The organism is Corynebacterium gallinarum, from assembly GCF_014837045.1.
Lineage (GTDB): Bacteria > Actinomycetota > Actinomycetes > Mycobacteriales > Mycobacteriaceae > Corynebacterium > Corynebacterium gallinarum.
Genome location: NZ_JACSPR010000002.1, coordinates 301,597 through 325,528, shown reverse-complemented (window position 1 = coordinate 325,528; position 23,932 = coordinate 301,597). Strand labels below are relative to the sequence as shown.

29 protein-coding genes are annotated in these 23,932 nt (G+C 61.7%); 21 read left to right on the top strand and 8 right to left on the bottom strand.

Annotated features, from left to right (window positions below; all coding sequences use genetic code 11):
• Positions 1 to 70 precede the first annotated feature (70 nt).
• Positions 71 to 739, bottom strand: coding sequence for a DUF1707 SHOCT-like domain-containing protein (locus H9627_RS04080; protein ID WP_191732738.1), 669 nt, complete (start codon positions 737 to 739; stop codon positions 71 to 73).
• Between the two features lie 361 nt (positions 740 to 1,100).
• Between H9627_RS04080 and rpsL the strand changes: the two genes are divergently transcribed.
• The 5 genes from rpsL (at position 1,101) to H9627_RS04055 (ending at position 7,028) form a co-directional block, all read left to right on the top strand.
• Complete coding sequence (gene rpsL, locus H9627_RS04075; RefSeq protein ID WP_191732737.1) at positions 1,101 to 1,469, top strand: 30S ribosomal protein S12; 369 nt, start codon at positions 1,101 to 1,103, stop codon at positions 1,467 to 1,469.
• Positions 1,470 to 1,475: 6 nt separating this feature from the next.
• Positions 1,476 to 1,943 (top strand): 30S ribosomal protein S7, encoded by a 468-nt coding sequence (rpsG, locus tag H9627_RS04070; protein WP_191732736.1) that lies wholly within the window; start codon positions 1,476 to 1,478, stop codon positions 1,941 to 1,943.
• A 363-nt stretch (positions 1,944 to 2,306) separates the two neighbouring features.
• The gene (gene fusA, locus H9627_RS04065; protein WP_191732735.1) at positions 2,307 to 4,433 is read left to right on the top strand and encodes an elongation factor G; all 2,127 of its coding nucleotides are present in this window, start codon (positions 2,307 to 2,309) and stop codon (positions 4,431 to 4,433) included.
• Between the two features lie 343 nt (positions 4,434 to 4,776).
• Positions 4,777 to 5,967: an elongation factor Tu gene (gene tuf / locus H9627_RS04060; RefSeq protein ID WP_191732734.1), complete on the top strand. Its 1,191-nt coding sequence runs from the start codon at positions 4,777 to 4,779 to the stop codon at positions 5,965 to 5,967.
• A 365-nt stretch (positions 5,968 to 6,332) separates the two neighbouring features.
• Positions 6,333 to 7,028 (top strand): hypothetical protein, encoded by a 696-nt coding sequence (locus H9627_RS04055; protein WP_191732733.1) that lies wholly within the window; start codon positions 6,333 to 6,335, stop codon positions 7,026 to 7,028.
• On the opposite strand, the gene H9627_RS04050 is transcribed toward H9627_RS04055, so the two are convergent.
• Positions 7,025 to 7,978 (bottom strand): GlxA family transcriptional regulator, encoded by a 954-nt coding sequence (locus H9627_RS04050; RefSeq protein ID WP_225213445.1) that lies wholly within the window; start codon positions 7,976 to 7,978, stop codon positions 7,025 to 7,027. The genes H9627_RS04055 and H9627_RS04050 overlap by 4 nt on opposite strands.
• Positions 7,979 to 8,153: 175 nt before the next feature.
• Here H9627_RS04050 and H9627_RS04045 point away from each other — a divergent pair, with 175 nt between their 5' ends.
• From H9627_RS04045 to rpsQ, 12 genes are all read left to right on the top strand, one after another.
• Positions 8,154 to 9,662: an acetyl-CoA hydrolase/transferase family protein gene (locus H9627_RS04045; RefSeq protein WP_191732731.1), complete on the top strand. Its 1,509-nt coding sequence runs from the start codon at positions 8,154 to 8,156 to the stop codon at positions 9,660 to 9,662.
• 704 nt (positions 9,663 to 10,366) lie between these two features.
• Positions 10,367 to 10,672, top strand: a complete 306-nt coding sequence (gene rpsJ, locus H9627_RS04040) for a 30S ribosomal protein S10 (protein WP_003854291.1) — start codon at positions 10,367 to 10,369, stop codon at positions 10,670 to 10,672.
• 31 nt (positions 10,673 to 10,703) lie between these two features.
• Positions 10,704 to 11,360 (top strand): 50S ribosomal protein L3, encoded by a 657-nt coding sequence (rplC, locus tag H9627_RS04035; RefSeq protein WP_191732730.1) that lies wholly within the window; start codon positions 10,704 to 10,706, stop codon positions 11,358 to 11,360.
• Complete coding sequence (gene rplD / locus H9627_RS04030) at positions 11,357 to 12,013, top strand: 50S ribosomal protein L4 (protein WP_191732729.1); 657 nt, start codon at positions 11,357 to 11,359, stop codon at positions 12,011 to 12,013. The genes rplC and rplD overlap by 4 nt, the downstream gene beginning before the upstream one ends.
• A complete protein-coding gene (gene rplW, locus H9627_RS04025; RefSeq protein ID WP_191732728.1) occupies positions 12,013 to 12,318 on the top strand; it encodes a 50S ribosomal protein L23 in 306 nt (101 codons plus the stop codon). Before rplD ends, rplW begins: the two co-directional genes overlap by 1 nt.
• Positions 12,319 to 12,342: 24 nt before the next feature.
• Positions 12,343 to 13,185: a 50S ribosomal protein L2 gene (rplB, locus tag H9627_RS04020; RefSeq protein ID WP_191732727.1), complete on the top strand. Its 843-nt coding sequence runs from the start codon at positions 12,343 to 12,345 to the stop codon at positions 13,183 to 13,185.
• Positions 13,186 to 13,201: 16 nt separating this feature from the next.
• Entirely contained in the window at positions 13,202 to 13,480 is a 279-nt protein-coding gene (gene rpsS / locus H9627_RS04015) for a 30S ribosomal protein S19 (RefSeq protein WP_191732726.1), read from the top strand.
• 3 nt (positions 13,481 to 13,483) lie between these two features.
• The gene (gene rplV, locus H9627_RS04010; protein WP_191732725.1) at positions 13,484 to 13,846 is read left to right on the top strand and encodes a 50S ribosomal protein L22; all 363 of its coding nucleotides are present in this window, start codon (positions 13,484 to 13,486) and stop codon (positions 13,844 to 13,846) included.
• Positions 13,846 to 14,595 carry a 30S ribosomal protein S3 gene (gene rpsC, locus H9627_RS04005; RefSeq protein WP_191732724.1) on the top strand — a complete coding sequence of 250 codons (750 nt, stop codon included), beginning with the start codon at positions 13,846 to 13,848 and terminating at the stop codon, positions 14,593 to 14,595. The genes rplV and rpsC overlap by 1 nt, the downstream gene beginning before the upstream one ends.
• Before the next feature lie 2 nt (positions 14,596 to 14,597).
• Complete coding sequence (gene rplP, locus H9627_RS04000) at positions 14,598 to 15,014, top strand: 50S ribosomal protein L16 (RefSeq protein WP_006769798.1); 417 nt, start codon at positions 14,598 to 14,600, stop codon at positions 15,012 to 15,014.
• The gene (gene rpmC / locus H9627_RS03995) at positions 15,014 to 15,244 is read left to right on the top strand and encodes a 50S ribosomal protein L29 (protein ID WP_006769797.1); all 231 of its coding nucleotides are present in this window, start codon (positions 15,014 to 15,016) and stop codon (positions 15,242 to 15,244) included. Before rplP ends, rpmC begins: the two co-directional genes overlap by 1 nt.
• A gap of 2 nt (positions 15,245 to 15,246) precedes the next feature.
• The gene (gene rpsQ / locus H9627_RS03990; protein ID WP_191732723.1) at positions 15,247 to 15,525 is read left to right on the top strand and encodes a 30S ribosomal protein S17; all 279 of its coding nucleotides are present in this window, start codon (positions 15,247 to 15,249) and stop codon (positions 15,523 to 15,525) included.
• A gap of 115 nt (positions 15,526 to 15,640) precedes the next feature.
• Here the strand turns inward: rpsQ and H9627_RS03985 are convergent, their stop codons facing one another.
• The gene (locus H9627_RS03985; protein WP_191732722.1) at positions 15,641 to 16,357 is read right to left on the bottom strand and encodes an LppP/LprE family lipoprotein; all 717 of its coding nucleotides are present in this window, start codon (positions 16,355 to 16,357) and stop codon (positions 15,641 to 15,643) included.
• Between the two features lie 341 nt (positions 16,358 to 16,698).
• Here H9627_RS03985 and rplN point away from each other — a divergent pair, with 341 nt between their 5' ends.
• The 4 genes from rplN (at position 16,699) to H9627_RS03965 (ending at position 19,031) form a co-directional block, all read left to right on the top strand.
• On the top strand, positions 16,699 to 17,067 hold the full coding sequence (gene rplN / locus H9627_RS03980; protein WP_011075030.1) for a 50S ribosomal protein L14: 369 nt from the start codon (positions 16,699 to 16,701) through the stop codon (positions 17,065 to 17,067).
• A gap of 2 nt (positions 17,068 to 17,069) precedes the next feature.
• A complete protein-coding gene (rplX, locus tag H9627_RS03975; RefSeq protein WP_191732721.1) occupies positions 17,070 to 17,384 on the top strand; it encodes a 50S ribosomal protein L24 in 315 nt (104 codons plus the stop codon).
• Positions 17,384 to 17,956 (top strand): 50S ribosomal protein L5, encoded by a 573-nt coding sequence (rplE, locus tag H9627_RS03970; protein ID WP_191732720.1) that lies wholly within the window; start codon positions 17,384 to 17,386, stop codon positions 17,954 to 17,956. Before rplX ends, rplE begins: the two co-directional genes overlap by 1 nt.
• Positions 17,957 to 18,131: 175 nt before the next feature.
• The gene (locus H9627_RS03965; RefSeq protein ID WP_404826192.1) at positions 18,132 to 19,031 is read left to right on the top strand and encodes an SGNH/GDSL hydrolase family protein; all 900 of its coding nucleotides are present in this window, start codon (positions 18,132 to 18,134) and stop codon (positions 19,029 to 19,031) included.
• A gap of 11 nt (positions 19,032 to 19,042) precedes the next feature.
• Here H9627_RS03965 and H9627_RS03960 read toward each other — a convergent pair whose 3' ends face one another.
• From H9627_RS03960 to H9627_RS03940, 5 genes are all read right to left on the bottom strand, one after another.
• Positions 19,043 to 19,861 carry an aldo/keto reductase gene (locus H9627_RS03960; protein WP_191732718.1) on the bottom strand — a complete coding sequence of 273 codons (819 nt, stop codon included), beginning with the start codon at positions 19,859 to 19,861 and terminating at the stop codon, positions 19,043 to 19,045.
• Positions 19,862 to 19,887: 26 nt separating this feature from the next.
• Positions 19,888 to 20,241: a hypothetical protein gene (locus H9627_RS03955; protein ID WP_225213444.1), complete on the bottom strand. Its 354-nt coding sequence runs from the start codon at positions 20,239 to 20,241 to the stop codon at positions 19,888 to 19,890.
• A gap of 137 nt (positions 20,242 to 20,378) precedes the next feature.
• Positions 20,379 to 21,215, bottom strand: a complete 837-nt coding sequence (gene fdhD, locus H9627_RS03950) for a formate dehydrogenase accessory sulfurtransferase FdhD (RefSeq protein WP_191732716.1) — start codon at positions 21,213 to 21,215, stop codon at positions 20,379 to 20,381.
• Positions 21,216 to 21,539, bottom strand: coding sequence for a DUF6457 domain-containing protein (locus H9627_RS03945; protein WP_191732715.1), 324 nt, complete (start codon positions 21,537 to 21,539; stop codon positions 21,216 to 21,218).
• Positions 21,540 to 21,631: 92 nt separating this feature from the next.
• On the bottom strand, positions 21,632 to 23,929 hold the full coding sequence (locus H9627_RS03940) for an FdhF/YdeP family oxidoreductase (protein WP_191732714.1): 2,298 nt from the start codon (positions 23,927 to 23,929) through the stop codon (positions 21,632 to 21,634).
• Between the last annotated feature and the right edge of the window lie 3 nt (positions 23,930 to 23,932).

Genomic DNA, 23,932 nt, shown 5'->3' with positions numbered 1-23,932 from the left:
CCATAAATGGAACGTTAGGCTCCTGAGCTGGGGTGATGGGGGAGGGGTTGTGCGTCGACAAGCATGCCTGTCACCCACGGGCCCGGGTCACCACGGACACCCCGCCCATGACGGCCAGCCCCCGGACCCGCACCACGGGTGCGTCCCCGGGCAGGTCGGACGGGTGGATGGTCACGGACTTGTGGGTCTCTGAACCGAAGCCACCCAGGAGCCCCATGCCGTCGCAGATCACCCGGACCCCCTCGGGCACGATGATCTCAATCCCACCCATCAGGGTGACGGCGGTGATGGTGATGTGGTCGCTCTCCAGCAGTGCGTCGCGCAGATCCACGACGTTGCCACCCATCACGGCGATCGTGGTGTGGGCGGTGGGGCAGATCCAGTTGCCCCGCCGCTCGGACCCGCCCATGAGTGACAGTGACAACGTCGAACCGTTCGGCTGGCCGGTGATCTGGCTGCGCACGCGTGCCACGGCCTGGGAGGCGGGATGCTGATGTTGTGGGGCGGATGGCACGAGGGTTGCTGCGGAGCCCGTCGGGGCGGGCAGGTGTGGTGGCACATCGATCACATCCTCCAGCAGGGACAGGAGATCATCGACGAAACGGGCGGACCAGGCCTTCGCGGAGCGCTCCTCGAACTCTTCGAGGGTGAGCTGGCCCCGGGCGACGGCGGCAGAGAGCTCATCGACGGCGGCGGTGCGGTGGTCATCGGTGGCACGTTTGCGGATGGGCTCGGTCATGCCTTGAGTATAAGGCCCACAGGCGGGGGAGACCCGTGTTGTTTCGAAGGGGTCGGGACGTGCTGTTTGGTGATCCCGGAGTGTGGGTGGTAGGGTGATCCGATGAGTCCCACTCCAGTAGTTGGGAATTGACGGCACCTCGCTTCACGCGCTGATCCGCCACCGGGAAACCGGAGGGTGTAGGCGCATGTGAGCTTCGGTAGGTTGCTCGTGACACGCGGTCGGGCCCCGGAAAAGAGCCCCTATTTTTGCGTGTTCGGGCACTTTATCTATCCCATGCGCCTTCAAGAACTCATTGCGTGTTCGCCTTTCATCAGGTGACACGTCCGCTTTACAAAGAACTCCGAAACAAGGATGGTTCATGCCAACTATTCAGCAGCTGGTCCGTAAGGGCCGCCATGATAAGACCAACAAGGTGGCCACCGCGGCACTGAAGGGCTCCCCTCAGCGTCGTGGCGTATGCACCCGTGTGTACACCACCACCCCCAAGAAGCCGAACTCCGCTCTGCGTAAGGTCGCCCGTGTGCGCCTCACCTCCGGCATCGAGGTTTCCGCCTACATCCCGGGTGAGGGTCACAACCTCCAGGAGCACTCCATGGTGCTCGTCCGTGGTGGTCGTGTGAAGGACCTTCCGGGTGTCCGTTACAAGATCATCCGTGGTGCACTGGATACCCAGGGCGTCAAGGACCGCAAGCAGGCTCGTTCCCGCTACGGCGCGAAGAGGGGATAATTAAAAATGCGTAAATCAGCAGCTCCCAAGCGTCCAGTAGTCAAGGACCCAGTATACGATTCCGAGCTCGTCACCCAGCTCGTGAACAAGATCCTCATCGGCGGCAAGAAGTCCACCGCAGAACGCATCGTTTACGGCGCTCTCGAAATCTGCCGTGAGAAGACCGGTCTCGAGCCGGTCGGCACCCTCGAGAAGGCTCTGGGCAACGTCCGCCCAGACCTCGAGGTCCGCTCCCGCCGTGTCGGTGGCGCAACCTACCAGGTTCCTGTCGAGGTTCGCCCGGCACGTTCCACCACCCTGGCTCTGCGTTGGCTGGTGACCTTCACCCGTCAGCGTCGTGAGAACACCATGGTGGAGCGTCTCGCCAACGAGATCATGGATGCAGCCAACGGCCTTGGCGCTTCCGTGAAGCGTCGCGAGGACACCCACAAGATGGCAGAGGCCAACCGCGCCTTCGCTCACTACCGCTGGTAGTAAGAAATGCCATGACCGCCCAATCACTTCTCTCCACCGGCTGTTCAACTGCGTCCGTACCACGGTCGCGTCGCACAGTGATGGTGGGGAAATGGTGACTGGGCTTTTGGTCTCATTAGTGGAGATCAAAACCCCGCGACCTCTCCGGTCGCAGCTGCATGGGCAGTGTGTTACACAGGAACTTACACGTGGTTGCGGCTGGCACTATGCCAGCACCACCACTTAGTGGCAAAATGTAACGAGAGAATTATCCGTAGGTGTCTGACCTGATTATCTGGGCACCGGGAGATGGACCTGATGGGTTCATCACCCGGTGCCCCGGTGAGACGGAAAGCGCCACAACCAACAAGTTGGGGTACCACTGTGGCACAAGAAGTGCTTAAGGATCTGAACAAGGTCCGCAACATCGGCATCATGGCTCACATCGACGCCGGTAAGACCACGACCACCGAACGCATCCTCTTCTACACCGGCATCAACCGTAAGGTCGGCGAGACCCACGACGGTGGCGCAACCACCGACTGGATGGAGCAGGAGAAGGAACGCGGCATCACCATCACCTCCGCCGCGGTGACCTGTTTCTGGGACAACAACCAGATCAACATCATCGACACCCCGGGTCACGTTGACTTCACCGTTGAGGTCGAGCGTTCCCTGCGTGTCCTCGATGGCGCGGTTGCTGTCTTCGACGGCAAGGAAGGCGTTGAGCCACAGTCCGAGCAGGTCTGGCGTCAGGCCACCAAGTACAACGTCCCACGTATCTGCTTCGTCAACAAGATGGACAAGCTGGGCGCTGACTTCTACTTCACCGTCGGCACCATCGAGGACCGCCTCGGTGCAAAGCCACTGGTCATGCAGCTGCCCATCGGTGCCGAGGATGCCTTCGACGGCGTCGTCGACCTCATCCAGATGAAGGCTCTGACCTGGCGCGGCACCACCGAGATCGGCACCGAGGCCACCGTCGAGGAGATCCCCGCTGATCTCGTCGACCGCGCCCAGGAGTACCGCGAGAAGCTGCTCGAGACCGTCGCTGAGTCCTCCGACGAGCTCATGGACCGCTACTTCGGTGGCGAGGAGCTGACCACCGAGGAGATCAAGGGCGCCATCCGCAAGATGGTCGTCAACTCCGAGGTCTACCCCGTGTTCTGTGGCACCGCCTACAAGAACAAGGGTGTCCAGCCGCTGCTCGACGCTGTCATCGACTACCTCCCGACCCCATTGGACACCGGTGAGGTCGAGGGCGTTGACGTGAAGGACCCAGAGGTCACCCTGACCCGTAAGCCTTCCGACGATGAGCCACTGTCCGCGCTGGCCTTCAAGATCGCAGCACACCCGTTCTTCGGCAAGCTGACCTTCGTCCGCGTCTACTCCGGCAAGGTCGAGCCAGGCGAGCAGGTTCTGAACTCCACCAAGGGTAAGAAGGAGCGCGTCGGCAAGCTGTTCCAGATGCACGCCAACAAGGAAAACCCTGTTGACATCGCACACGCTGGTAACATCTACGCCTTCATCGGTCTGAAGGACACCACCACCGGTGACACCCTCTGTGATGCTGCCAACCCGATCATCCTGGAGTCCATGGACTTCCCGGATCCGGTTATCCAGGTTGCCATCGAGCCAAAGACCAAGTCTGACCAGGAGAAGCTGGGTGTCGCCATCCAGAAGCTCGCTGAAGAGGACCCGACCTTCACCGTCCACCTGGACGACGAGTCCGGTCAGACCGTCATCGGCGGCATGGGCGAGCTCCACCTCGACGTCCTGGTTGACCGCATGAAGCGCGAGTTCAAGGTTGAGGCCAACATCGGTGACCCACAGGTTGCCTACCGTGAGACCATCCGCAAGTCGGTTGAGTCCCTCAGCTACACCCACAAGAAGCAGACCGGTGGTTCCGGCCAGTTCGCTAAGGTCATCATCTCCATCGAGCCTTACGCACCTGCCCAGGAAGAGCTTGAAGAGGGCGAATCCGCCATCTACAAGTTCAACAACGCCGTCACCGGTGGACGTATCCCGAAGGAATACATCCCGTCTGTGGACGCAGGTATCCAGGACGCCATGCAGTACGGCTACCTCGCCGGCTACCCGCTGGTCAACGTCAAGGCCACCCTCGAAGACGGTGCATACCACGACGTCGACTCCTCGGAAATGGCCTTCAAGCTCGCCGGTTCCCAGGCGTTCAAGGAAGCTGTCGCCAAGGCGAAGCCGGTTCTGCTCGAGCCGATCATGTCCGTTGAGATCACCACTCCTGAGGAGTACATGGGTGAGGTCATCGGCGACGTGAACTCCCGTCGTGGACAGATCTCCTCCATGGAGGACCGTGCCGGCGCCAAGCTGGTCAAGGCCAAGGTTCCGCTGTCCCAGATGTTCGGCTACGTCGGTGACCTCCGCTCCAAGACCCAGGGTCGTGCAAACTACTCCATGGTCTTCGATTCCTACGCTGAGGTTCCCGCCAACGTTGCTGCAGACGTCATCGCAGAGCGCAACGGCACCGCTTAAATCCTGAGCGGATAACGGGAGGTACGCCTCCCACCCACCCCACGTGTAGGGCTGTGCCAGCGCACGCGTAGGGTGGTGTGGGGTAGCGGCCTGCAGGCTGCATCCAACTGTCGTTTATACAGGCAGTGAGGATGGACCCTGCTGGCCGTTACCCTGCGAATGTCCACAGGGTAACTGGTAGTTTGAATTTGACCGCCGGTGCCCCTAGGATCATGTAACTGGCACATTTTGTAATGCGCTAGATCTGTGTTCCACAGTCCTTGTGGCTGGTCCTCACAGTGAAGGCAAAACCAATTCGTGGCTGCGAAAGTCGTAGCCACCACGAAGTCCAGGAGGACATACAGTGGCAAAGGCGAAGTTCGAGCGTACCAAGCCCCACGTAAACATCGGCACCATCGGTCACGTCGACCATGGTAAGACCACCACCACCGCGGCTATCACCAAGGTTCTGGCAGACGCTTACCCTGACCTCAACGAGTCCTTCGCCTACGACGCGATTGACAAGGCTCCTGAGGAAAAGGAGCGCGGTATTACCATCAACATCTCCCACGTTGAGTACCAGACCGAGAAGCGCCACTACGCACACGTTGACGCACCGGGCCACGCCGACTACATCAAGAACATGATCACCGGCGCCGCTCAGATGGACGGCGCAATCCTCGTGGTTGCCGCTACCGACGGCCCAATGCCACAGACCCGTGAGCACGTTCTTCTTGCCCGCCAGGTTGGCGTTCCTTACATCCTCGTTGCCCTGAACAAGTGCGACATGGTTGATGATGAGGAAATCATCGAGCTCGTCGAGATGGAAGTTCGTGAGCTTCTTGCTGAGCAGGACTACGACGAGGACGCTCCGATCGTTCACATCTCCGCCCTCGGCGCCCTGAACGGCGAAGAGAAGTGGACCAACGCCATCATCGAGCTCATGAATGCTGTCGACGAGTCCGTTCCGGACCCAGTCCGCGAGACCGACAAGCCATTCCTGATGCCAGTTGAGGATATCTTCACCATCACCGGCCGTGGCACCGTTGTCACCGGTCGTGTTGAGCGCGGTAGCCTGAAGGTCAACGATGACGTCGAGATCATCGGCATCAAGGAAAAGTCTGTTCAGTCCACCGTCACCGGTATCGAGATGTTCCGCAAGCTGCTTGACTCCGCTGAGGCTGGCGACAACTGTGGTCTGCTGCTCCGCGGCATCAAGCGCGAAGACATCGAGCGTGGCCAGGTCATCATCAAGCCAGGCGCATACACCCCTCACACCGAGTTCGAGGGCTCTGTCTACGTCCTGTCCAAGGATGAGGGTGGCCGCCACACCCCGTTCTTCGACAACTACCGTCCGCAGTTCTACTTCCGCACCACCGACGTTACCGGTGTTGTGAAGCTGCCTGAGGGCACCGAGATGGTCATGCCCGGCGACAACGTCGACATGTCCGTCACCCTGATCCAGCCTGTCGCAATGGACGAGGGCCTGCGTTTCGCTATCCGCGAAGGCTCCCGCACCGTTGGCGCCGGCCGCGTCACCAAGATCATCAAGTAATGATCTCCTCAGATCCCGCGGTTGTATGACCGTGACGATCTGAACCCTTGAGAAAGGCCCAGAGGACTTGTTCCTCTGGGCCTTTCTTGTTGTTTCTTGTTGTTTCTCCTCCCGGGGCGTGAACGAAAACGTGGGTTTGCACCCGCAGGACCCCGACATCAGTCCGTTTCCACCACAAACCAACGATTTCGTTCATGCGGAGGTCCCACCAGCACCCGGGAATGACAAATTCTGTTGTTTTGTGCTCACAGGACCCCGATATCACCCCCTTTCCATCACAAACCAACAGTTTTTGCCAACCCCCGCAGTAGGCACAGACCACACCATGGCCAGCTCGCCTACAACGGTGGACTAACATCGACCGGATGAAGGATCCCACACGCATCCCCCGCATCCTGGAGGAACTCCGAGCTACCTGGGAGGGCCAGCCGGATCTGGAACTGGCCACCCTCTTCGGCATCCTGCAGAACCGGGGGATCGGATGGGGGACAGATGATGACACCCTCGTCGAGGCCCTCCGTGAACTGCGCCACCGCAGACCACCGCGGGTGGAAAACGGGGCCACCGGACGGTTCATCGTGGACACCACCGGTCCGGATTGTCGGGTGATGATTGATCCCCACCGCGTGGTGGTCCGCCGCCCGGGCCCCTCGGGGGCCTTTTCCCAGCCGGGGGTGTGGGAGTACAGCGGGATCATCCGGTGTGAGGTGGGCAGTCCGCTGCTCATCGATGACCGGGAGGAGGTACGTCACCGCCTGGGGGTGGTCACCGGGATCGAACGGGTCAGTGATCATCCGCTGCGGCAGGAGACCTCCCTGGGTGGGTTGACCCGGGAGCTTCTCGACGACCGCGTGCTCCTCATCCGCGTGGAGGACGGAACCTCTGTGGTGGTGTCCCGCAGCCTCAGCGTGTTCACGCCAACCCGCCGGGCCGTTGACCATGCCCGACATCCGTGGACCCGACTGATCACCGTCACCCCGGGGGAGCCCCTGGTGATCGAGCAGCCCACCGGCCTACTGGAGCTGGGGCCCGTCACCGAGTGTTTCTTCCTGGAGGGCTAGGCCGTTGACCGGAAGGTGGAGCTGAACCTCGCGCGGTATTCGGAGGGGGTGCTGCGCAGGCGGCGTTCGAAGGCGCGGCGCATGCTGTCGTCGCTGGGGAATCCGGATTTGCGGGCGGCGGCGGTGACGGTGTTGCCATCCAGGATCAGCTGCTGGGCGATACTCAGCCTGAACTGTTCCAGCCAGGAGGTGGGGGTGGTGCCGAGCTCCTCGCGGAACAGTCTGCCGAGGTGCCTGGGGCTGACGGCCGCGTCCTCGGCGAGGCTGGCGATGGTGTGCTGCTTCCCGGGCTGGCTGCGGATGGTGTCCAGGACGGTCTGCAGGATGGGGTTGCTCACCGAGGGGGAGTGGGTGGCGGCGGCGAACTGGGATTGGCCGCCGGGGCGGTGCATGAACATCACCATGTCGCGTGCGATGCTGCGGGCGACCTCAGCCCCCTGGTCCTCCTCGATGAGGGAGAGGGAGAGGTCGATGCCGGCGGTGATGCCGGCGGAGGTGATGTACTTGCCGTCGTGGACGTGGAGGGTGTCGGGCTGGACCCGTACGAGGGGGAAGCGTCGGGCGAGATCCTGGGCGTTCTTCCAGTGGGTAGTGGCGCGTCTGCCGTTGAGGAAGCCGAGCTCGGCGAGGATGAACGCCCCCGTGCACACGCTGGCCACACGCTGGGGGCCGTCGGCGAGGTGACGTGTGGCGTCGAGAAGCGATGTGGGAATGGGGGACATGGGCAGCTCGTCGGCGCCGGCGATGATGACGGTGTTGAAGTCGCGGGGGTTGACCTCTGCGGCGGGCCGGGTTTCGCTCAGGGTGATGCCCGCGGCGGTGGTGACGGAACCGCCGGTGGGGGATAGCAGCGTCAGTTCGTAACCGTCGGCGCGGCTCAGGGTTTCGGCGGGGCCGGAGACATCGAGCATGGTCACGCCGTCGTAGATCAGCAGGGCAATCTTCTTCATGGGCTGGTCCATAGGGTGGGTCGTGGGACGGAAAATCCTGGTCACATGTAGCGGATGTCCGATTCTTCATGTTTTATGGCCGATAGGACATGGCAATAGCCTAGCTCACTCGGCAGACTGGTGTGTGATGTCAGCAACACCGACAGGCTGACGCGCAAACCCATGAGGAGTAAGCATGTCTGAGAGAATCGCGAGCGCAGAAATCCGTTCGAAGGTAATGTCCGCCGAGGAAGCCGCCCAGTTCGTCAACAACGGTGACACCGTGGGCATGTCCGGATTCACCGGTGCGGCCTACCCCAAGGCGCTGCCGACCGCCATTGCCAACCGCGCCAAGGAGGCCCACTCCAAGGGCGATGAGTACGCCATCAACCTGCTCACCGGCGCCTCCACCGCCCCGGATTGTGATGGTGTCCTGGCAGAGGCGGATGCGATCAACTACCGCATGCCGTACCAGTCCGATCCCGAGATGCGCGGCAAGATCAACGCCGGTTCCATGAAGTACCAGGACATCCACCTGTCCCACTCGGGTCTGCAGGTGGAGCAGGGTTTCTTCGGTGAGTTGGATGTCGCCATCGTCGAGGTCTGCCGCATCACCGAGGAGGGTCACCTCGTGCCGTCCTCCGGCGTGGGCAACAACGTGGAGTACCTGGAGTCCGCCCACAAGATCATCATCGAGGTCAACTCCTGGCAGTCCCTGGAGCTCGAGGGCATGGCCGATATCTACCGCGTCCCCCACCTGCCGAACCGCACCCCCATCCCGATCAACAACGTCAACGACCGCATCGGTGAGACCTTCATCCGCATCGACACCAACAAGGTCGTCGCCGTCGTGGAGACCGATTCCCCCGACCGCAACAGCCCCTTCAAGCCGTTCGACGAGACCTCCAAGCAGATCGCCGGCAACTTCCTCGACTTCCTGGAGGGCGAGGTCCGCGCGGGCCGCCTCACCTACGACGGCTACATCATGCAGTCCGGTGTGGGTAACGTCCCCAACGCGGTGATGGCCGGTCTGCTCGACTCGAAGTTCGAGAACATCAAGGCCTACACCGAGGTGGTCCAGGACGGCATGCTCGATCTCATCGACGCCGGCAAGATGACCCAGGCCTCCGCCACCTCCTTCGCGCTGTCCCCGGAGTACGCGGAGAAGATGAACCGCGAGGCCAGCACCTACCGCAAGAGCCTGGTGCTGCGCCCACTGCAGATCTCCAACAGCCCGGAGGTCATCCGCCGCATGGGTCTGATCGCCTCCAACGGCATGATCGAAGCCGACATCTACGGCAACGTCAACTCCACCCACGTGGCCGGCACCCGCATCATGAACGGCATCGGTGGTTCCGGTGACTTCACCCGAAACGCCTTCGTGTCCTCCTTCATCTCCCCGTCGGTGGCCAAGGGCGATGCGATCTCCGCGATCGTGCCGTTCGCCTCCCACATCGACCACACCGAGCACGACGCCATGGTGGTCATCACCGAATACGGTTACGCCGACCTGCGTGGCCTGAGCCCACGCGAGCGTGCACCGAAGATGATCTCCGTCGCGCACCCGGATTACCGTCCGCTGCTGGAGGAGTACTTCGAGCGCGCCCAGCAGAACAAGCACCAGCACACCCCGCACAACCTGCGTGATGCGCTCAGCTTCCACATCAACCTGGATGAGACCGGTTCGATGAAGGGCAACGCATAAGCCCACAACGCTTGTCGACGCCCGACCGCCCCCCGTCCCCGGCCACTGCGCCGGGGGCGGGGGGTCGTTTTCCGGGCAGGTGCGAATGACAGATTTGTCATTCGGGGGCTGGTGTGGGTGATGCCCGCAACACCGCGGGGGCATCAGTGGCACATCAGGACTTTCCGCAGATAAAGCTCATATTTCGGGCTTGTATTCCAGGTGACAATGTGGTTAACTAGTCGAGTTGCCTTAACAGGGCACGTATCGCCATGCGCATCCACCTGCACAGATGGATGTCCGTGAGTATGAGCGTGACGCTGGTTCGGCAAACATGACACCTTCATCGGGGTCGAGGAGCATTCGGTTCGTCCGGATGGGATTCAACTCCAGAGGGTCCCCTGAAGCCGGGTTTGCACCGGTGACGGCGGAACCGGAGAAGGGGCATGGCAAATAAACAGCGGCAGTTACGTTAGGGCCACGCGATATATTTCACGGTCCCTTCCGATTTCCTGACCACGCCATTATTGGTACGTGCAGGTGATCCGTGGCGCGTTTGTTTGTACAGCGCCCGTGATCCATGTCAGACACATTGACAGTCAGGTTAAACACTGGCGTTGCGCCCGAGCCCCAAGCCCGGACAACGTTATAGAGAAAAGAATGAAGCGAATTCCCACCGCTCTCCAAAAATGGAAGATGTGGGACGAGCGAGGAAGAGGATTAGCGTGGCGGGACAAAAAATCCGCATTAGGCTCAAGGCCTATGACCACGAGGCGATTGATGCGTCTGCGCGCAAGATCGTCGAGACGGTCACCCGTACGGGTGCCCGAGTCGTAGGACCGGTGCCTTTGCCCACTGAAAAGAACGTATACGCCGTTATTCGTTCTCCCCATAAGTACAAGGACTCTCGCGAGCACTTCGAGATGCGCACGCACAAGCGCCTGATTGACATCCTCGACCCGACGCCGAAGACGGTTGACGCTCTCATGCGTATCGACCTTCCGGCCAGCGTCGATGTGAACATTCAGTGATCGACGGAACTTTGGTAGCGGAGAATAAATAATGAGTGAAAACGAGATCAAGGGCATTCTGGGCACCAAGCTCGGCATGACTCAGATCTTCGACGAGGAAAACCGTGTTATCCCGGTCACCGTCGTTGAAGCTGGACCATGCGTTGTTTCCCAGATTCGCACCGTTGAGACCGATGGCTACAACGCCATCCAGATCGCCTTCGGCGAAATCGACCCACGTAAGGTGAACCAGCCACTGTCTGGTCACTTCAAGAAGGCTGGCGTTACCCCCCGCCGCCACGTCACCGAGATTCGTATGGACGATGTCTCCGGTTACGAGGTTGGACAGGATGTCACCGTGGAGATCTTCAACGACGTTAAGTTCGTTGATGTCACCGGTACCTCCAAGGGTAAGGGCTACGCTGGCGCCATGAAGCGTCACGGCTTCTCCGGACAGGGTGCCGGCCACGGTAACCAGGCTGCACACCGCCGCGTCGGTGGTATCGGTGCAGCTGCGACCCCGGGCCGCATCTTCAAGGGCAAGCGTATGGCTGGCCGCATGGGTAATGACCGCGTCACCACCCAGAACCTCAAGGTTCAGAAGATTGACGCCGATGCCAACCTCATCCTGATCAAGGGTGCGATCCCGGGCAACCGTGGCGGCATCGTTACCGTTAAGACCGCAGTGAAGGGCGGTGCACACGCATGACCAATCTGACGCTGGACGTCCAGACTGCTGAAGGTACCACCAACGGCACTGTCGACCTCCCTGCTGAGATTTTCGACCGTGAGGTCTCCGTCGCTCTGCTGCACCAGGTTGTCAACGCACAGCTTGCAGCAGCTCGACAGGGCACCCACTCCACCAAGACCCGCGCTGAGGTGCGTGGCGGTGGCCGTAAGCCATTCCGCCAGAAGGGAACCGGCCGCGCCCGTCAGGGCTCGATCCGTGCTCCTCACTTCACCGGTGGTGGCATCTCCCACGGCCCGAAGCCACGCGACTACTCGCAGCGCACCCCCAAGAAGATGATCAAGGCCGCCCTCTACGGCGCCCTGTCCGATCGTGCTCGCAACGAGCGCATCCACGTCATCTCCGAACTGGTGCCAGGCCAGGCTCCCTCGACCAAGTCTGCAAGGGCTTTCATCGAGCGTCTGACCGAGCGTAAGTCCGTCCTGCTGGTTATCGGCCGTGAGGACATCAACGCACAGAAGAGTGCCAACAACCTGCCCGGCGTCCACATCCTGGCCGCTGATCAGCTGAACACCTACGACGTCCTCAACTCTGATGACATCGTGTTCTCCGTTGAGGCTCTCCACACCTTCATCAACCGTGCCACCGGCGCGGCACAGGAGGAGCAGAACTAATGGCTACCATCGCCAACCCACGCGACATCATCCTCGCACCGGTCGTCTCTGAGAAGTCTTACGGCCTCATGGAGCAGAACGTCTACACGTTCTTCGTTGCCCGTGACGCCAACAAGACCCAGATCAAGATTGCTGTCGAAGAGGTCTTCGGCGTCAAGGTTGCTTCCGTGAACACCGTCAACCGTGAGGGCAAGCGCAAGCGCTCCCGCTCCGGCTTCGGTGTCCGCAAGGCCACCAAGCGCGCCTACGTCACTCTTCGTGAGGGCAGCGACTCCATCGACATCTTCAACGGCTCCGTCGCTTAAGACGTCGATAGAAAAGGACACATTATGGCTATTCGTAAGTACAAGCCGACAACCCCGGGTCGCCGCGCAAGCTCCGTTTCCATGTTCTCGGAGATCACCCGTTCGACCCCTGAGAAGTCTCTCCTGCGCCCGCTGTCCAAGACCGGCGGCCGCAACTCTCACGGTCACATCACCACCCGTCACCGCGGTGGTGGACACAAGCGCCGTTACCGCGTCATCGACTTCCGTCGTAATGACAAGGACGGCGTGCTGGCCAAGGTCGCTCACATCGAGTACGACCCGAACCGTACCGCCAACATTGCTCTGCTGCACTACTTCGATGGCGAGAAGCGTTACATCCTCGCTCCGAAGGGTCTGACCCAGGGCACCGTTATTGAGTCCGGCGCCAACGCCGACATCAAGGTGGGTAACAACCTGCCGCTGCGCAACATCCCGACCGGTACCACTCTCCACAACGTGGAGCTGAAGCCGGGCGCTGGTGCAAAGCTGGCTCGTTCCGCCGGTTCCTCCGTTCAGCTGCTCGGTAAAGAAGGCTCCTACGCGATCCTGCGTATGCCGTCCACTGAGATCCGTCGCGTCGACATCCGCTGCCGCGCCACCATCGGTGAGGTCGGCAACGCCGACCAGATCAACATCCGTTGGGGCAAGGCCGGTCGTATGCGTTGGAAGGGCTGGCGCCCATCCGTCCGTGGTGTCGTCATGAACCCGGTCGATCACCCGCACGGTGGTGGTGAGGGTAAGACCTCCGGTGGTCGTCACCCTGTGTCCCCATGGGGACAGAAGGAAGGCCGCACCCGCAGCCCGAAGCGTTACAGCGATGACATGATTGTCCGTCGCCGTCGCGCCAACAAGAACAAGAAGCGCTAAGAGGAGGTAACGAAGAATGCCACGCAGCCTTAAGAAGGGCCCGTTCGTCGATGAGCACCTCCTCAACAAGGTCGATGCTCAGAACGAAAAGGGCACCAAGCAGGTCATCAAGACCTGGTCCCGCCGTTCCACCATTCTCCCCGATTTCATCGGTCACACCTTTGCTGTCCACGATGGACGCAAGCACGTGCCGGTGTTCATCGACGATGCAATGGTCGGCCACAAGCTGGGCGAATTCGCCCCGACCAAGACCTTCAAGGGTCACATCAAGGACGACAAGAAGGGACGTCGATAAGCGATGAGTGACAACATCACCTCCGCCCGCGCGACCGCTCGTTTCGTCCGGGTGAGCCCGATGAAGGCACGTCGTGTCATCGATCTCGTCCGCGGCAAGACCGTTGTCGAGGCGCTGTCCATCCTGAAGTACGCTCCGCAGGCCGCTTCCGAGCCTGTTGCGAAGGTTGTTGCATCTGCAGCCGCCAACGCTGAGAACAACTTCGGTCTGGATCCCCGCACCCTGGTCATCTCCGAGGCTTACGCCGACGAGGGCCCAACCATGAAGCGTTTCCAGCCTCGTGCTCAGGGTCGTGCATTCCAGATCCGTAAGCGCAGCAGCCACATCACCGTGGTCGTTGAAAGCCAGAAGGAAGGAGCCAACTAGTGGGCCAGAAGATTCATCCACACGGCCTCCGATTGGGCATCACTTCCGACTGGAAGTCCCATTGGTACGCCGACCAGTCCTACGCTGACTACGTCGCCGAGGACATCAAGATCCGCGATTTCCTGTCCAAGGGCCTCGACCGCGCCGGCATCGCCGACGTCGTCATCGAGCGCACCCGCGACCGTGTTCGCGTTGACATCCACACCGCACGCCCCGGCATCGTCATCGGCCGTCGTGGTGCTGAGGCTGACCGCATCCGTCGTGAGCTGGAGAAGCTCACCAAGAAGCAGGTTGCCCTCAACATCCTCGAGGTCAAGAACATCGATGCCAACGCTCAGCTGGTGGCTCAGTCCATCGCCGAGCAGCTGTCCAACCGCGTGGCTTTCCGTCGTGCAATGCGTAAGGCTATCCAGTCCGCAATGCGCCAGCCACAGGTCAAGGGCATCAAGGTTGTGTGCTCCGGTCGTCTCGGCGGTGCCGAGATGTCCCGCACCGAGCGCTACCACGAGGGTCGCGTTCCACTGCACACCCTGCGCGCCGAGATCGACTACGGCACCTACGAGGCCCACACCACCTTCGGACGCATCGGCGTCAAGGTGTGGATCTACAAGGGTGACGTCGTCGGTGGCCGTCGCGAGTCCGAGATCAACGCACCGGCCGAGCGCCGTGGCCGCGGCGACCGCAATGCGGCACGCCCGCGTCGCGGTGGCCAGCGCCGTCAGCGTGCTGAGCAGAAGCAGGAGGGCTAAACATGCTTATCCCTAAGCGCGTTAAGTACCGTCGCCAGCACCGCCCCACCCGTAGCGGTATCTCCAAGGGCGGCAACCGCGTCACCTTCGGTGAGTACGGCATCCAGGCTCTCGAGCCTGCCTACATCACCAACCGTCAGATCGAATCTGCACGTATTGCCATCAACCGCCACGTCAAGCGTGGTGGCAAGGTTTGGATCAACATCTTCCCGGACCGCCCCCTGACCCAGAAGCCACTCGGCGTTCGTATGGGTTCCGGTAAGGGTCCTGTGGAGAAGTGGGTCGCCAACGTCAAGCCGGGCCGCATTCTCTTCGAGATGTCCTACCCGGATGAGGCTATGGCTCTCGAGGCTCTGCGTCGTGCAGGCCAGAAGCTTCCTTGCAAGGTCCGTATCGTCAAGAGGGAGGATCAGCTCTAATGGCTATCGGTACCCCAGCACACGAGTTCCGTGAACTCAATGAGGAAGAACTGGTCAACCGCCTCAACGAGGCTAAGGAAGAACTGTTCAACCTTCGCTTCCAGCTCGCCACCGGCCAGCTGACCAACAACCGCCGCCTTCGCACGGTCAAGCGCGACATCGCCCGCATCTACACCGTTATCCGCGAGCGTGAACTGGGCCTGTCCGTCGTTCCGGGAGCTGAGGCTTAATTATGAGTGAGGCAAACGTGAACAACCAGGAAAAGGGCGTCCGCAAGGTCCGCACCGGCTACGTGGTTTCTGACAAGATGCAGAAGACCATCGTGGTCGAGCTCGAGGATCGTAAGCAGCACGCTCTGTACAGCAAGATCCTTCGCACCAACAAGAAGGTCAAGGCTCACGATGAGGAGAACACCGCCGGTATCGGCGACCTGGTCCGCATCGAGGAGACCCGTCCGCTGTCCAAGGACAAGAACTACCGTCTCATCGAGATCATCGAGAAGGCCAAGTAGTCTGCTTAAGCAGTAACTGAATGCTTCTTCCCCTCGGGGAGGATACGTTCGAGACAAGCCCCATCCGGTATTACACCGGGTGGGGTTTTCTGCTGCCCTAAGTCCCTCCCTGGGTCTAGGGCAGGTTCGCCTGCTGCAGGTCGAGCCTCGCATGGTCATCGATGTCGGCCGGCAGGGAGCCCTCCCCGGTCAGGCCGTCGCCGGTGTGGATGAAGGTGAACAGGTGACGCTCGGTCACCCCCTGGGCGCTGGCACCCCCCGCATGGCCGTAGAGCACCTCGATGCGGTCATCCGCGGTCCGGGTAACCTTCTCCACGGTCTTCATCTGGAAGGGGGCGGGCGCGCTGATCATCTCACCGCGGTGGAAGAGGACCACCGCGTCGTGGATGGCGGCGCCGATACCCGCGGACCGCTCGGCATCGCCGTTGGCCCCGTTGAGCACGAGGTAGCTGAGGGCGGCGCAGGAATCGTAGCCGTTCTCGCCGATCTGGAAGTGGTAGTAGACATCGTCGACCGGGGCGGTGGAGTCCGGTGTGGCACCCAGGGCGCCGACAGGAATGATTCCCTGTTCCAGGAAGGGGGCGAAGTCGGATGCCATCGGGTTGTCGGTGCACGGCGCCGGGGGCTTGTCGACGGATGATTCATCCGGCACGTCCTCCTCCGGCACCTCGGCAGGCCGTGATGGGGTGCCGACGGGAGGGGGAGTGGTGGTGTCGTCGACAGCTACCTCACCGGTGGTGATGTCGACGGCGGTGTCGGGTGTGTTCACACACCCGGCAAGCAGTAGAGCGGTGAGAACAAGGGGAACGGCGTGCGCGTGCTTCCTTGCCATGTGGTGCTCTCCTCATACAGGGCTGCGGGAACCCCCATAGTAGGGCGTGGCGGGTGTTCGCGCACCGGTTTCCCATAGCACAGACCCTGCCACCACGCATGCGACAGGGTGTCACGTTATTTGGATTAGGCACCGGGGGTGTGGTTAAATATCTGAGTCGTCTGCGTAGGTCGGAAGTAGTGGTGCTTTTCCGAATCATGCTTCCGAGACCCCTCGACGCCACCATTGGTGAGTGTTCGTTGCCTTGTGTAATCAAGTGTATGTAGACGCCGGTAGGACAAAGACCACGTGTGTTTGGGACGGAAATCCAGCACACATTAATCCAGGTCAGGAGACCAGTAGTGATTCAGCAGGAATCGCGTCTGAAGATCGCCGACAACACTGGTGCACGTGAAATTCTGTGCATCCGCGTTCTCGGTGGATCCACCCGACGTTTTGCTGGCATTGGTGACGTTATCGTCGCCACTGTCAAGGAAGCAGCCCCCGGCGGCAACGTGAAGTCTGGCGAGATCGTCAAGGCTGTCATCGTGCGCACCAAGAAGGAGACCCGTCGTGCCGACGGTTCTTACATCTCCTTCGATGAGAACGCCGCCGTCATCATCAAGAACGACAACGAGCCACGCGGTACCCGCATCTTCGGCCCTGTCGCACGTGAACTCCGTGAGAAGAAGTTCATGAAGATCGTTTCTCTCGCACCGGAGGTGATTTAAGAATGAAGGTCCACAAGGGCGATATGGTTCTGGTCATCTCAGGTCCAGACAAGGGCGCTAAGGGCAAGGTCATCGCGGCTTTCCCGAAGGCCGACAAGGTTCTGGTCGAAGGCGTTAACCGCATCAAGAAGCACGTGGCCAACTCCGCACCCGAGCGTGGTGCAGAGTCCGGCGGAATCGTGACCCAGGAAGCTCCCATCCACGTGTCCAACGTGATGGTCATCGACGCCGATGGAAACCCAACCCGTGTTGGTTTCCGCGTTGACGAGAACGGCAAGAAGGTTCGCGTCTCTCGTCGTTCCGGGAAGGATATCTAATGGCTGAGAACTACACCCCGCGTCTCAAGTCCCGCTACCAGGACGAGATCCGCCCCAACCTGCAGACCGAGTTCGATTTCTCGAACGTCATGCAGATCCCGGGCGTCACCAAGGTTGTCGTGAACATGGGCGTCGGCGACGCTGCCCGTGACTCCAAGATGATCAACGGCGCACTCGAGGACCTCACCGCAATCACCGGTCAGAAGCCACAGCTTCGCCGTGCGAAGAAGTCCATCGCCAACTTCAAGCTCCGTGAAGGCATGCCGATCGGCGCGAAGGTCACCCTCCGCGGCGACCGCATGTGGGAGTTCCTGGACCGTCTGCTGACCGTGGCCCTGCCACGTATCCGCGACTTCCGTGGACTCTCCGACCAGCAGTTCGACGGCCACGGTAACTACACCTTCGGCCTCACCGAGCAGACCATGTTCTACGAGATCGACGTCGACAAGATCGACCGTCCTCGCGGCATGGACATCACCGTCGTCACCACCGCTGTGACCGACGATGAGGGTCGCGCACTGCTGCGCGAGCTCGGCTTCCCTTTCAAGGGCGAAGACGGCAAGAAGCAGTAGTACAGCTGTCATAGGCTGAACACACGAAAAGCACCTACCCGGAAGGGTGGGTGCTTTTTGCATCCCCGGGGGCTGCTGTACTGCTAATATCTTTTCAGCAGTCGGGGGAAAAGGAGAAATGTTGATGCCCAGGTTCGGTTTCGCGCGTGTTGTGGCGGCGTTGGTTGCGGTAGTGATGATGATCGGGGTGGCACCCGCCCACGCACAGGACGCCAGGACACTGCGCGCGCTGACCTCCTCTGAGGGGATCGCGGACACCCGCGCCCCGGAGGGTGGGGCACGCGTGGTGGTCTTCGGTGATTCCCACTCCTCCGGCACCAACGCCCCCTTCACCGCCGACGAGCGTGGCTGTCTCAAGGGCGCGCGTTCCTGGCCCGCCCAGCTGCAGGTGCGCCTCGGCCTCCCGACGGGAGAGCTTATCGACGCCTCCTGCAACGGCGCCTCCATCAACTCAGACGGTCTGCATCTCTCCGATGAGGTCCGCCACGCCGAATCACTCGGTGCGATCGGGCCGCGCACCGAGGAGATCATCATCCAGTTCGGCAAGAACGACCACTGGGGCAACCCCGACATCAGTCTGCGGTACTCGGTGATCAACTGCCTCACCGATCTGGTCAACGGCTGTGGTGACCGGGCGATCGCCGCCGGCACCATGCAGGACCCCGCGGCGGTGACCCCTGAGTATTACGCGCAGCGCATGGCACCGGTCATCGACTACCTGCGCTACTACGCCCCGAATGCCACCATCACGCTCATGGGGTACCAGGAGTACCTGCCACGCACCGGTGGGGAGATCTGCGTGCGCCTGGGTGGTGTGGATATCCGTAAACCGGATGCCTGGGCGCTGGTGTCCTTCATGGAACGGCTGGAGGGGGCCATCAGTGGTGCCGCGGAGATCCTGGCGGTGGAGCATGTGGATCTGCGCGCAGCCACCAGCGGGCACAGCAGCTGTACGGCGGATCCCTGGGTCAATGGTGTTGTCGATGCCCGGGTGCCGTCCCTCGGCATGCCCTGGCACCCCTCGGTGAAGGGCGATGGGGTGACGGCGGAACTCCTGGCCGAGCGCATCGGCTGAGACGGCAGGGATCAGAACTCCTCGTAGACCGCCGGATCCTGATCCTTGATGCGCCCATCGGGGCGACCCAGCGCGGTGATGGCCGCGACCTCCTCATCGGTGAGGGTGAGGTGCACCGCCTCCAGGTTGGATTTCTGACGCTCCGGATTGGTGGACCGGGGGATTGGCACGATGCCGCGGGCGTGGTGCCAGGCCAGGGCCACCTCGCCGCCACCTACGCCGTAGCGCCGGCCGATGTCGGTGAGCAGGGGTTCGTCGACAAGCCCACGCCCGTTGCTCAACGGGCTCCACGCCTCGGTGACGATACCGTGGGCGTTGTGCCACTCCACCTGCTCGACCTGTGGGAAATAGGGGTGGAGCTCGATCTGGTTGACCACCGGCAGCTCGCCGGTCTCGGTGTCGAGGCGGTCGATGTGTTCGTGCAGGAAGTTGGACACCCCGATGTGGCGGACCAGGCCGCGGTCGCGGGCGTCGATAAGCGCCTGCCACGCCTGCACGTAGAGGTCGCGGGCGGGGTTGGGCCAGTGGATGAGCAGCAGATCTATGTGGCCCAGGCCCAGGCGGTAGAGGCTCTCCTCGATGCGGGGGCGTGCCAGATCGAACTCGTGGAAGCGTCCCGGGAGTTTGCTCGTGACGATGAGCTCATCGCGGGGCACGCCGGATTCGCGGATCGCGACACCGACCGCGTCTTCATTTTCATAGTTGTAGGCGGTGTCGATGAGCCGGTACCCGGTGCGGATGGCGGACACCATCGCCTGCACACCGGCGGCACCGTCGAGGTGGACCGTGCCGAAACCGATGGGTGGGAGATCAATCAGTGGAATGGTCATAGCAGCCAGGCTAGTGGAGGTTGGGATCAGGAGGGCTTTGCATCCAGTTCGTGAAGAAACTGGATATTGTGCCGGGTGGAGAACCCCTCCAGCTGGCATCCGACCCGAAGATCACCGGGTTCCTGTCCCCGGTTGTACTCCACCTGGTCGATCTCGAACACCACATGGTAATCAAAATAGGTGAACCATTCATCCAGGGCATGCCAGAGGCAGTCTCTGATCTGGGTGGCATCCAGCTCCTCCCAGGCCGCGGGGTAAGAAAGCGTGGCCCCCGGGTAGTGGAAGCTCCCAGGGGGATGGGCAAGGAGGTTCTCCACTGTGGAATCGATCTCGACCAGGAGAAAAACCTGGTAGACGCGTTCCCCGTTATTGGTGTACACAACGTTGCAGTCGGGGAAGAACCACCGCGAGGTTGAAAATCTTATGACCTGCCCCAGAGACACCTCATGGTGTTCGGCGGCGGAAATGAACCACTGAGGGAAAACTGTGGTGAGCTCCTGTCTCACCTCCTCCATATTCACCCGGCGAGTTCCCCGGCATAGTGGTTGAACTTGTTGCCCCGCACAAAGCCGGCGAGGAACATCCCGGCATCGCGGGCGGCATCCACGGCCAGGGAGGTGGCAGCCCCCACGGCGATCACCCCGGGGATGCCGGCCATCGCGGCCTTCTGCACCAACTCGAAGGAGGCACGCGAACTCATCACCAGGATGGTGTCCCTCAGCGGGAGCCGACCATTCATGAGCATGTGGCCGATGACCTTGTCGGCGGCGTTGTGGCGGCCGACATCCTCACGCACCACCAGCAGTTCACCGTCGAGGGTGGCCAGGCCCGCGGCGTGCACGCCACCGGTCTTGTCGAACATCTTCTGACGTTCCCGGAGTTTCTCCGGGAGGGTGATGATCATCCGCGGATCCGGGGTGATCGGCTCGATCGGCCAACCCTTCTTGTCCATCAGCTGCTCGATGGAGGTGGTGCCACAGACCCCGCAGGCAGACGATGTGGGCAGGTTGCGCTGCACGGAGACCAGGTTCAACTCGCGCCGGGGATTGGTTGGCACCACATCCAGTTCGAGGACGTTGTAGGTGTTCTGGTTATCCGGTCCCACCGCACCCGCGCAGTAGCGGGCGGTGGAGACCTCGGAGGCATCCCTGATCAGGCCCTCCGCCAGCAGCAGGCCGTGGACCAGTTCAATGTCATGGCCCGGGGTGCGCATGGTGGTGGTGAGGTTGGTGCCGTTGACGCGGATCTCCAGTGGTTCCTCCACCGCGATCGTGTCCGGGCGGGTGTTGACCAACACCTCGGTGTCCGTGGACACCACGCGGGGGACCTGCAGGTTCTGGGTGATTCTTCCCATCTAGTACTCCTTGGCAATCATCTCTTGGAGGCGGGTGGCACCCTCCAGGACCCGGCGGGCGAGTGCCGCGGTGTCGGTCTCCGTGGTGGCTGTTCCATCTGTGGCACGAGCATCGCGAGTGGCCGCGATACCCAGCAGGAACGCCGTCATCGGGGCGGCCGGGCGGGAGGGGCCGTGCGCGACATCGCGGGTGAGGTCGAGCAGCTGGGGCACGACAGCGTCGAGAAGCTCCCGGTCGATGTCGAACTCAGCGCACACCACACCCAGCCACTCATACATGCGGTCCATCCTGTCCGCTTCAGTGTCCTGATCACTCACCAGCATCCGTCCTCTCAATATAAAACCCGCACCCGGTGCAACACGGGTGCGGGCAGGGAAAATCCCGCGGGGTTACCTGTCAGCGTTACCTGTCAGTCTTACTTGTCTAGATCGTCCGCGTGGATACCCAGGGGTTCCAGACGCACCAGCACCGACTTGGACACCGGGGTGTTGGACTTCTCCGCCACCGAATCCAGCGGCACCAACACGTTGGCCTCGGGGAAGTAGGTGGTCACGCAGTCCCGGGCGGTGTCATATTCGACCACCCGGAAATTGGGTGCCCGGCGCTCACCGTCATCGAAGACGGAAACAATATCCACCAGGTCACCATCGCGCAGCCCGCGAGCACGACAGTCCTCGGGGTTGACGAACACCACGCGCCGACCACCGCGCACCCCACGGTAACGGTCATCCAGGCCGTAGATGGTGGAGTTGTACTGGTCATGGGACCGCACCGTGTTCATCAGCAGGTACCCCTCGGGCAATTCGATCACATTGGTCTCATTGACCGTCAGCTGCGCCTTGCCGTCGGAGGTGTTGAACACCCGCTCACGCGGACCGTTCGGCAGGAGGAAACCACCGGGGTTCTGGATGCGGCGGTTGAAGTCGTGGAAACCGGGGATGGTGGCCTCGATGTGATTACGGATCACGCCATAGTCATCGATCATCGGCTGCCAGAAATCATCCCCGAAGGTCTCCCGGCCGATGGATCCGATGACATCACACTCGGACTTCAGATCCAGATCCCGGTTGGCGAAACGCTTACCGGTGGAACCGTGGATGGCGCCGGCGGAATCCTCCACGGTGACGGTCTGGAGGCCGGTCTTCTGCACATCCCGGTCGGTGCGGGCGCGAACCGGCAGGATCAGGGATTTCTCACCCGGCCAGGCATGCGAACCATTGGGTTTGGTGGACACATGCACCGTCAGTTCATTGGACTGCATGCCCTTCTCCAGCACGGAGGTATCCGAGGCCACCCGCACCAGGTTGCCGCCAAGCGACATGAAGAACTTCGTCTTGCCGTCACGCATGGCGCGCAGGGAATCCACGGTGTCCCAGCCATCCTCACGCGGGACATCGAAACCGAACTCATCTTCAATGGCCTGGAGGAAGGACTCCGGCATCTTCTCCCAGATACCCATGGTGCGATCACCCTGCACATTGGAGTGGCCGCGCAGGGGAGCGGTACCCGCGCCGGGCTTGCCGATGTTGCCGGTCAGCAGCAGGAAGTTCACCATCTCCCGGATGGTGTACACAGCGTTCTTGTGCTGGGTGACACCCAGGGTCCAGGACACCACCACGGTGTCAGCGGCCTCCACCATGTCGGCAGCCTTCTGGATATCCCTGGCCGTCAGCCCACAACCACGCAGCAGGGTCTCATCATCCAGGCTGTTCAGGTGGGCAATGGTCTCCTCGACCCCGGAGCAGAACTTCTCCAGGAAGGTGTGGTCCAGCGCGTCCCGGCGGATCAGTTCCTTGTTCAGCGCCTGGAAGAACGCGCGGTCACCGTCGAGACGGACCTGCAGGTACTCATCGGTGAGGTCCTCGGAGATGCTTAGCGCGCCCTTGACCGTCTGCGGATCACGGAACTTCATCAGGCCGGTCTCCGGCAGGGGATTGAGGGTGAGGATCTTCCCGCCGTTTTCCTTCAGTTTCTTGAAGGCACTGAGCGCACGCGGGTGGTTGGTGCCCGGGTTCTGCCCCACGGAGATGAGCAGGTCGGTGTTGTGGAAATCCTCGATGACCACCGAGGCCTTGCCCAGACCGAGGGTTTCACCGAGGGCACTGCCGGTGGATTCATGGCACATGTTGCCGCAGTCCGGCAGGTTGTTGGTGCCCAGGCGGCGCGCCAGCAGCTGGAACATGTACGCCGGTTCATTCGGGGTGCGCCCGGAGGTGTAGAACACCGCCTCATCCGGTTCGATCCGCTTCAGGGTGGAGGCGATCAGCGCGATGGCATCCTCCCAGGAGATCGGACGGTAGTGCTCATCACCGGAGGAACGGTCATAGAACATCGGCTGGGTGATGCGACCCTGTTTACCCAGCCAGTGATCAGTTTTCTCCCGCAGGTCGAAGATGGAGTGCTCAGCCCAGAACTCCGCGGTGGCGCGCTCCGGGGTGGTCTCCTCCGCGACCGCCTTGGCGCCGTTCTCGCAGAATTCCGCGATGCTGAGCTCATGGGGTGCGGGCTCCGGCCAGGCGCACCCGGGGCAGTCGAAACCACCGGGTTTGTTCATCGTCAGCAGGGGCAGCACACCCCTGTTGGGCACGGCATGCTCCATCGCGTGGAGGACACCGGGCACCCCGGCCGCGGACTTCACCCGCCGACCCACATCCGGGTGGTCAAACTTGTTGGCGAGCGGATTGACACTGGAGATCTCAGGAGGGGTGGTCATGTG

Excerpts from the sequence above, each read along its gene's own strand:
- rpsQ (WP_191732723.1), top strand. The coding sequence starts at position 15,247 with ATGAGTGAGGCAAACGTGAACAACCAGGAAAAGGGCGTCCGCAAGGTC.
- rpsG (WP_191732736.1), top strand. The coding sequence starts at position 1,476 with ATGCGTAAATCAGCAGCTCCCAAGCGTCCAGTAGTCAAGGACCCAGTA.
- rpmC (WP_006769797.1), top strand. The coding sequence starts at position 15,014 with ATGGCTATCGGTACCCCAGCACACGAGTTCCGTGAACTCAATGAGGAA.
- H9627_RS03985 (WP_191732722.1), bottom strand. The coding sequence starts at position 16,357 with ATGGCAAGGAAGCACGCGCACGCCGTTCCCCTTGTTCTCACCGCTCTA.
- H9627_RS03960 (WP_191732718.1), bottom strand. The coding sequence starts at position 19,861 with ATGACCATTCCACTGATTGATCTCCCACCCATCGGTTTCGGCACGGTC.
- H9627_RS03965 (WP_404826192.1), top strand. The coding sequence starts at position 18,132 with ATGATGATCGGGGTGGCACCCGCCCACGCACAGGACGCCAGGACACTG.
- rplW (WP_191732728.1), top strand. The coding sequence starts at position 12,013 with ATGGCTACCATCGCCAACCCACGCGACATCATCCTCGCACCGGTCGTC.
- H9627_RS04045 (WP_191732731.1), top strand. The coding sequence starts at position 8,154 with ATGTCTGAGAGAATCGCGAGCGCAGAAATCCGTTCGAAGGTAATGTCC.
- fdhD (WP_191732716.1), bottom strand. The coding sequence starts at position 21,215 with ATGGGAAGAATCACCCAGAACCTGCAGGTCCCCCGCGTGGTGTCCACG.
- rplE (WP_191732720.1), top strand. The coding sequence starts at position 17,384 with ATGGCTGAGAACTACACCCCGCGTCTCAAGTCCCGCTACCAGGACGAG.
- rpsS (WP_191732726.1), top strand. The coding sequence starts at position 13,202 with ATGCCACGCAGCCTTAAGAAGGGCCCGTTCGTCGATGAGCACCTCCTC.
- rplD (WP_191732729.1), top strand. The coding sequence starts at position 11,357 with ATGACCAATCTGACGCTGGACGTCCAGACTGCTGAAGGTACCACCAAC.
- H9627_RS04080 (WP_191732738.1), bottom strand. The coding sequence starts at position 739 with ATGACCGAGCCCATCCGCAAACGTGCCACCGATGACCACCGCACCGCC.
- rplC (WP_191732730.1), top strand. The coding sequence starts at position 10,704 with ATGAGTGAAAACGAGATCAAGGGCATTCTGGGCACCAAGCTCGGCATG.
- rplX (WP_191732721.1), top strand. The coding sequence starts at position 17,070 with ATGAAGGTCCACAAGGGCGATATGGTTCTGGTCATCTCAGGTCCAGAC.
- rplB (WP_191732727.1), top strand. The coding sequence starts at position 12,343 with ATGGCTATTCGTAAGTACAAGCCGACAACCCCGGGTCGCCGCGCAAGC.
- rpsL (WP_191732737.1), top strand. The coding sequence starts at position 1,101 with ATGCCAACTATTCAGCAGCTGGTCCGTAAGGGCCGCCATGATAAGACC.
- H9627_RS04055 (WP_191732733.1), top strand. The coding sequence starts at position 6,333 with ATGAAGGATCCCACACGCATCCCCCGCATCCTGGAGGAACTCCGAGCT.
- H9627_RS04050 (WP_225213445.1), bottom strand. The coding sequence starts at position 7,978 with ATGAAGAAGATTGCCCTGCTGATCTACGACGGCGTGACCATGCTCGAT.
- H9627_RS03940 (WP_191732714.1), bottom strand. The coding sequence starts at position 23,929 with ATGACCACCCCTCCTGAGATCTCCAGTGTCAATCCGCTCGCCAACAAG.
- rplP (WP_006769798.1), top strand. The coding sequence starts at position 14,598 with ATGCTTATCCCTAAGCGCGTTAAGTACCGTCGCCAGCACCGCCCCACC.
- rplV (WP_191732725.1), top strand. The coding sequence starts at position 13,484 with ATGAGTGACAACATCACCTCCGCCCGCGCGACCGCTCGTTTCGTCCGG.
- H9627_RS03945 (WP_191732715.1), bottom strand. The coding sequence starts at position 21,539 with ATGCTGGTGAGTGATCAGGACACTGAAGCGGACAGGATGGACCGCATG.